We start from the raw sequence: 6,163 nt of genomic DNA on the forward strand, positions 1-6,163 counted from the left end.
CGGTACAATGACGTTGGATTTTGATGACTTAAAGAAGCGTAGGAAATCGCCAACGAAAAGTGTTGATTCGATTCAATCCATTGACTTTTTTGTTGATAATCAACGGCAATTAATTCTTCTAACTTTAGGCCTTCTTCATATAGTTCATACTGTGCCACGACTTTTTTAAATTTTTCATATTCAGTTGATAAGGTTTCCAATCGACAGCGCTCAGACACCCAATCCTTTGCCTGTTCAACGGCCGATTTTTTAAATGATTCTAGTGTAAACTCTTCTTGTAAAGCCCCATCTGATAACTCCAAAAGAATGCTATAAATCAACTCAACTGTTTCATTAGGAATAATGCGGCGTCCATTTTCTGCCATACTAATATAACTACGAGAAATACCATACGCCTGAAAAGCCTCTTGCTTAATATGATATTGACGTCGACACCATTTGATTTTTTCTGATACTTCTAAAAACAATTGCTTCAACTCCATCCAATCTAAATCATCCTGAGAATTTAAGTCTTTTTGAGACTAAGACATCCTATAAGTATCTATTCTCAACTCCACGAGTATCACTAAAAATTTTCCAAGTATGAAAAACTTATTTTAAATGATAGATATAACCTAACCCTATTTTACAACAAAAAACATCATTTTTCTTGGTTTTAATGATAGAAAATAAACTTCTCATCCTCTTAAATATTCTAATTCATGATTCATCTCTTCTAAACCTGTCATTTTATGCATTTAAATTTCACTCATCTAAATCATCTAACAACAAAAAAAGTCAAGAACATTACAATTTAAGTAATCTTCTTGACTTTAATTCTAGTCGCAAGGTCTATGCCTTTAACCTTATAAAATTATCTTTTATGACGCTTAAGATAAAATTTATGATGTCGATTCAGTCTCCTAAATTAACGACGTGAATCTTTTTTTACTTTTTCTGATTTATCCATACGAGTTAAACGAACAACCGCTTCAACATGAGATGTTTGAGGGAACATATCAATCGGTTGAATATAATCTACTCGGTATTTTTTTGTTAACTCTTTTAAGTTTTTAGCTAACGTTGATGGATTACATGATACGTAGACAATACGTTTTGGTTGGACACGTTTTAACATCTCAATTAACTCAGGCCCCATTCCCGTACGAGGTGGATCGACGATAACCACATCTGGTTTGAATCCTTCATTTGCCCATTTTGGCACGATTGACTCTGCTTTACCAACCGCATAATACGTATTATCAATGTTATTTAATTTTGCATTTGCTTTCGCATCAATGATAGCCGCACGAGTAATATCCACCCCACGTACTTCACTTGCCTGATCAGCCACCCATTGACCAATCGTTCCAACTCCACAGTAAGCATCTACCACTTTTTCAGTTCCTGTTAAAGAAGCAGCATACTTCACTTGATTATATAACTTCACTGTTTGTTCTGGATTTAATTGATAGAAAGCGCGTGGTGATAAATTAAATTTAAATTTACCTAAACGATCTGTAATGAAATCTTCTCCCGCTACTTTAATCATATCTGGTCCAAAGATTTCATGCGTGTCATCAGAATTATAGTTGACATAAACTGACTTCACTTCAGGACAATACTTCATTAAATCAAGCGCTAAAGAATACATCTTCTTGAAGTCTTTATTCGCTAATACAAACGTCACTTGAATCTCACCTGTTCGATATCCACGACGAACGACAATGTGACGAGCTGTTCCTTTTTTCGTTTTGGGTGCATACGCAAAAACTTTATAATCATCTAATAAATCAACCGCGTGATTCACGACTTTGTTGATTTCTTCGTATTGAACCTCACAATCTGTGACATTTACTAACTCTCGTGAGTTCATGCTATAGAATCCGACCATCACACCATCTTCATCATACCCAACTGGCATTTGAGCACGGTTACGATAATTATATGGATTATCCATTCCCATCGTTGGACGGATATCTAATTCTTCAGGATCTAAATTGGTGTAACGTTCAACCGCTTGCCAAATGGCATCGCGTTTAATACGCAATTGTTCCGGGTAGGTCATATGTTGTAATTGACATCCACCGCATTGTCCATAAACCTCACAAGCTGGTTGACAACGATGTCTTGATTTTTTCTTAACGCGTACTAATTCTGCTTCTGCATAACCACCTGCTACACGTGTACAAGTTGCCACAACTTCTTCCCCAACTAATGTTCCTGGGATGAACACCGCTTGTTTTTTATAATAACCGATTCCCTCACCGTTAATCCCGATGCGTTTAATCGTCACTAAAAATTCTTGACCAACCTTTAAAGGTGACATATTCATAAAAAAAACCTCCAATGCTTTTAAGCTACCCTTTATCTTACCACATTCGTGATTATTTTACATATCTTATTCGCAGATAGTTGACAAAATCCTCTCTTATTCGCAATAAATACACTGAGATGATGATCTTTCATTTATTATGTTGCAATGATACGTAATTTTATACCATTTTTACTTATTTATAACAATTCATATTGACTCTACAATAAAAGATGCTACAATAGGGATAATTGAATACGTCTCTGTTCTCTTTGATGAGTTAGAGGTGCATGGCTAAAGAGTAGGAATTTCGAGAGTGACGTCTAAGACAAATTCTAAAAGGTATCCATGCCGAAGTGAAAATAGTGTCCGCTATTTTTTGCTGGGGTTAGATTGAAGAAGTCTAACACTGTCACTGCCTATGGTAGTGGAGAACTAATGATCGGAGAGTTAAATAATACGTGTATCACTAAGGGATCTTTTTTTAGCTACCCCATTATTGAGCAATGTATGAGTTTAACTCTGCATTGCTCTTTTTTTTATAACTTTCAGAGCCGGACGAGATGATTCAATCAAAGTTCAATATAAAAGGAGAGAATGAAAATGGTTGGAACCATCTATGCCTTAATTCCGGCAATCCTCACAATTCTTTTGGTTATCATCACACGTCGCGTTATCTTATCACTAGGAGTCGGTGTCATCTGTGCTGCTTTAATTTTATCAGCATTTAGCATCGGAGATACCATCTCAACCCTACTCATCACTTTTAGTTCTCTAGTCATTGAAGAGGATGGACTTTACGGATTCTTAAATGAGTGGAATATGTCCATCATCTTCTTTTTAATCGCCCTAGGTATTATTACAGGCTATATCGTCTTATCAGGAGGGGCCACTGCTTTTACAAAAGCCATTATTCGTCGCGTTCAAACACGCGAAGGGGTACAATATACCGCTGCTATTTTAGGAATTCTGATTTTTGTTGATGACTACTTCAACGCTTTAGTCGTTGGAAATGTCTCAAAACCATTAGCCGAAGCACAAAAAGTATCGCGAGCTCGTCTCGCTTATATCGTTGATTCAACGTCAGCACCTATTTGTGTCATTTCCCCCATTTCAAGTTGGGCAACTGGAATCATGGGTTCTATGGCTGTCATCTTAGCAGGAGCAGGCATTTCTTACAGTGCCTTCTCAGCCTTCTTAATGACCATTCCTTATCATTTTTATGTCATCACAACCCTCATCATGGTCTTCGTTGTCATTCGCTTTAACTTAAATCTTGGATTAATGAAAAAATACGAAGCCGACACGTTACAAGGAAGCGACAGCTCAATTGTAGGCAGCGAACTATCGAATCCTCATGAAAAAGATGTTGAATCTTCAAAAGGAACGATTTGGGACTTAATTCTTCCTATTCTAACCTTAATTATTGTCACGGTTGGAACGATGGCTATCACCGGAATTCAAGGGGCACAATCAGTCACTGATCCTGAGTTTAACTTCTTCTTCACCGTCCTTGACAACATCGCTCTCTCTAAAGCACTTCGTTATGGAGGAATGGCTGGATTAATCGTTTCAATGGGACTGGCTTATCGTCATGTTTTAAACAAAGAAGTCACACTACCTGATTTTTTAAAAGCTTTTATGATAGGAGCTCGCTCTATGTTTGGAGCGATTGGAATTTTATTATTAGCTTGGGCGATTTGTGAACTAGTTGGAGCCTTAGATGCTGGAGGCTATTTAGCTTCAGTGATTACAAGCACCAATATTAATCCAAACTTTATTCCAGTTGTCATGTTTATAGTCGCAAGTTTTATGGCTTTCTCAACCGGAACATCTTGGGGATCATTCGGAATCTTACTTCCAATTGCGGGAAGTGTTGCCGCAGCCATCGACTTAAATCTGATGATACCGGTTATGGCTGCTGTCTTATCGGGTGCAATTTTTGGAGATCACGCGTCACCGATTTCAGATACAACCCTTCTATCAGCCACTGGGTCAGGTTGTGACCTCGGAGCTCACTTCAACTCCCAACTCCCTTACGCTCTATTATCAGCAGGTATCGCTGCCTTAGGCTATATGGCGTTTGGGGTGACAGGGACTTTAATGACGTCTTACATCGTCATGGCTTTAGGATTTGCTTTGGTAATTTTCTATGCTCGACGTCAAAACGTTAAGAAAGTTGAAAACCTACACTTAATGCCAAATGAATAAGAAATCAAAACGGGAGAATATGACATAAATTTAAAAGGAGTCAATGAACAGGGGGGAAACTGATTCAATGACTCCTTTTTATTATATTTCTAAGAGAGGTTGAGAATTGGAGAAAAGATTTATCATCTTGTACTAAACATAACATAGGGGGAGAGTTACGTCTCATACAAGTACATTATGGGAACACTTTTCAAATCTTAAACAAAATAAACAAACTTTTTTAAAATTTTATTTTCTTCCTTTTATAGGATTTAATGTTTCAGATGTTGCAAAATCTGAAGAGGAAACTGAGGGCTTTATCATCACAATGATAAACTTTAAAATTCAACGAAAATCGTCATAAATTTTAAAATAACTAATAAAGTATAATAGGAAACAAATTACCTATACTAATAGTATTTCGAATAAAAGGAGAGACTCTTCATGGAAAAAACAAAAACTTTCCAACTTACCGAAAGTCAATACAATCTAGTCGAAGAATTACTCGAAATCGCACCCGGTCATACCGAAGCTGAAAAACTCATTTCTGCTCTTGAACTTGCCGTCGAAGTCGGGGCTCACACCGATATGTTTTAACATAAAAAGGTCCCAATAGAAGCGGGACCTTTTTATGTTAAATAATAAAATTCTTTTATAAAAATGAGATGGGTCACCTAGCATCTTATCCTCCGCTACTAGGCAATGGGTTACCTAGCGATTGGGACTAGCAATCTTCCCCTCCGCTACTAGGGAATGGGTCACCTAGCGATTGCTACTAGCAATCTTATCCTCCACTACTAGGGAATGGGCTCACACCTATGGTATTTGGCACCCCATTAGTGGAGAAAACCACTTCGTGGATGGGGTCCCCCTTGTTAGGATAACTCGGCCTGACGCCGAGTACACCACAGGTGTATAGTTGTTCTATCCTTCACTTCGTTTAGGAAGAACAGCTAACATAGTAGCGCTAATCCATCATTCTGCTAAAATCTACACCTTCTATAAAAAAAGAGATAGACTCACGTCTATCTCAGCACTTGCATGGATAACTCCGCCTTTCAGTCTACTAAAAAATATATTTTCTATAAAAATACGATAGACTCTCGTCTATCGTGGCACTTGCATGGATAACTCCGCCAAAGGCGGAGTATAGTCCAACTAATTTTCGTAAAACGAAAATAGTTGGGCTAACAAATAAACGGCCTGTGGGGGAACACAGACCGTTTAGGGAGTGAGAAAACATAATGAATAAGAAAATCAAAGGGGGAGAAAATTTTTTATCATTTTCATCCGTTTATATTATGACATATATTTATGTACGAATAATGAAAAGAGTATGTCTTTTTTGTGTTTTTTCGGTTTTTTATTCAATAGGTTCAGGCATATCACGTGTCAATAAATATTGCACAGATCTAAACTCATATCCTTCTTCTCGGAGTTTTGGAATTAGGCGATCAAGGCATTCTGCGTTGTCCTTTGAAATACTGTGCATTAAAATAATCGCACCGGGATGAATGCGAGCCAAAATCTGATCATAGGCATACTGCCAACCACGTTGTTGATCGACGTGCCAATCCATATAGGCTAAAGACCAGAATAGATTATAGTATCCACGCTCTTTTGACCAATCTAGAACTTGTTGATTAAAATGCCCTTCGGGTGGTCTTAAAAAGCGCACCA

General features: G+C 37.5%; 4 protein-coding genes, 1 pseudogene and 1 riboswitch. Of the genes and pseudogenes, 2 read left to right on the forward strand and 3 right to left on the reverse strand.

Annotation, left to right across the window (positions count from 1 at the left end):
- Both QWC74_RS11945 and rlmD read right to left on the reverse strand, forming a co-directional pair.
- The coding region (locus QWC74_RS11945) for a helix-turn-helix transcriptional regulator (RefSeq protein ID WP_288994107.1) at positions 1 to 482 on the reverse strand (482 nt) is incomplete at its 3' end.
- A 425-nt stretch (positions 483 to 907) separates the two neighbouring features.
- Positions 908 to 2,314 carry a 23S rRNA (uracil(1939)-C(5))-methyltransferase RlmD gene (rlmD, locus tag QWC74_RS11950; protein WP_006783444.1) on the reverse strand — a complete coding sequence of 469 codons (1,407 nt, stop codon included), beginning with the start codon at positions 2,312 to 2,314 and terminating at the stop codon, positions 908 to 910.
- Positions 2,315 to 2,566: 252 nt separating this feature from the next.
- Positions 2,567 to 2,739, forward strand: a riboswitch (Lysine riboswitch).
- A gap of 157 nt (positions 2,740 to 2,896) precedes the next feature.
- Here rlmD and QWC74_RS11955 point away from each other — a divergent pair.
- Together QWC74_RS11955 and QWC74_RS11960 are read left to right on the forward strand one after the other, a co-directional pair.
- A complete protein-coding gene (locus QWC74_RS11955) occupies positions 2,897 to 4,504 on the forward strand; it encodes a Na+/H+ antiporter NhaC family protein (protein ID WP_006783445.1) in 1,608 nt (535 codons plus the stop codon).
- A 423-nt stretch (positions 4,505 to 4,927) separates the two neighbouring features.
- The gene (locus tag QWC74_RS11960; RefSeq protein WP_006783446.1) at positions 4,928 to 5,080 is read left to right on the forward strand and encodes a hypothetical protein; all 153 of its coding nucleotides are present in this window, start codon (positions 4,928 to 4,930) and stop codon (positions 5,078 to 5,080) included.
- Positions 5,081 to 5,846: 766 nt separating this feature from the next.
- Here QWC74_RS11960 and QWC74_RS11965 read toward each other — a convergent pair.
- Positions 5,847 to 6,163: pseudogene (locus tag QWC74_RS11965) on the reverse strand (polysaccharide deacetylase); the annotation flags it as partial.

This window comes from uncultured Turicibacter sp. (assembly GCF_938044715.1).
Taxonomy (GTDB): domain Bacteria; phylum Bacillota_I; class Bacilli_A; order MOL361; family Turicibacteraceae; genus Turicibacter; species Turicibacter sanguinis.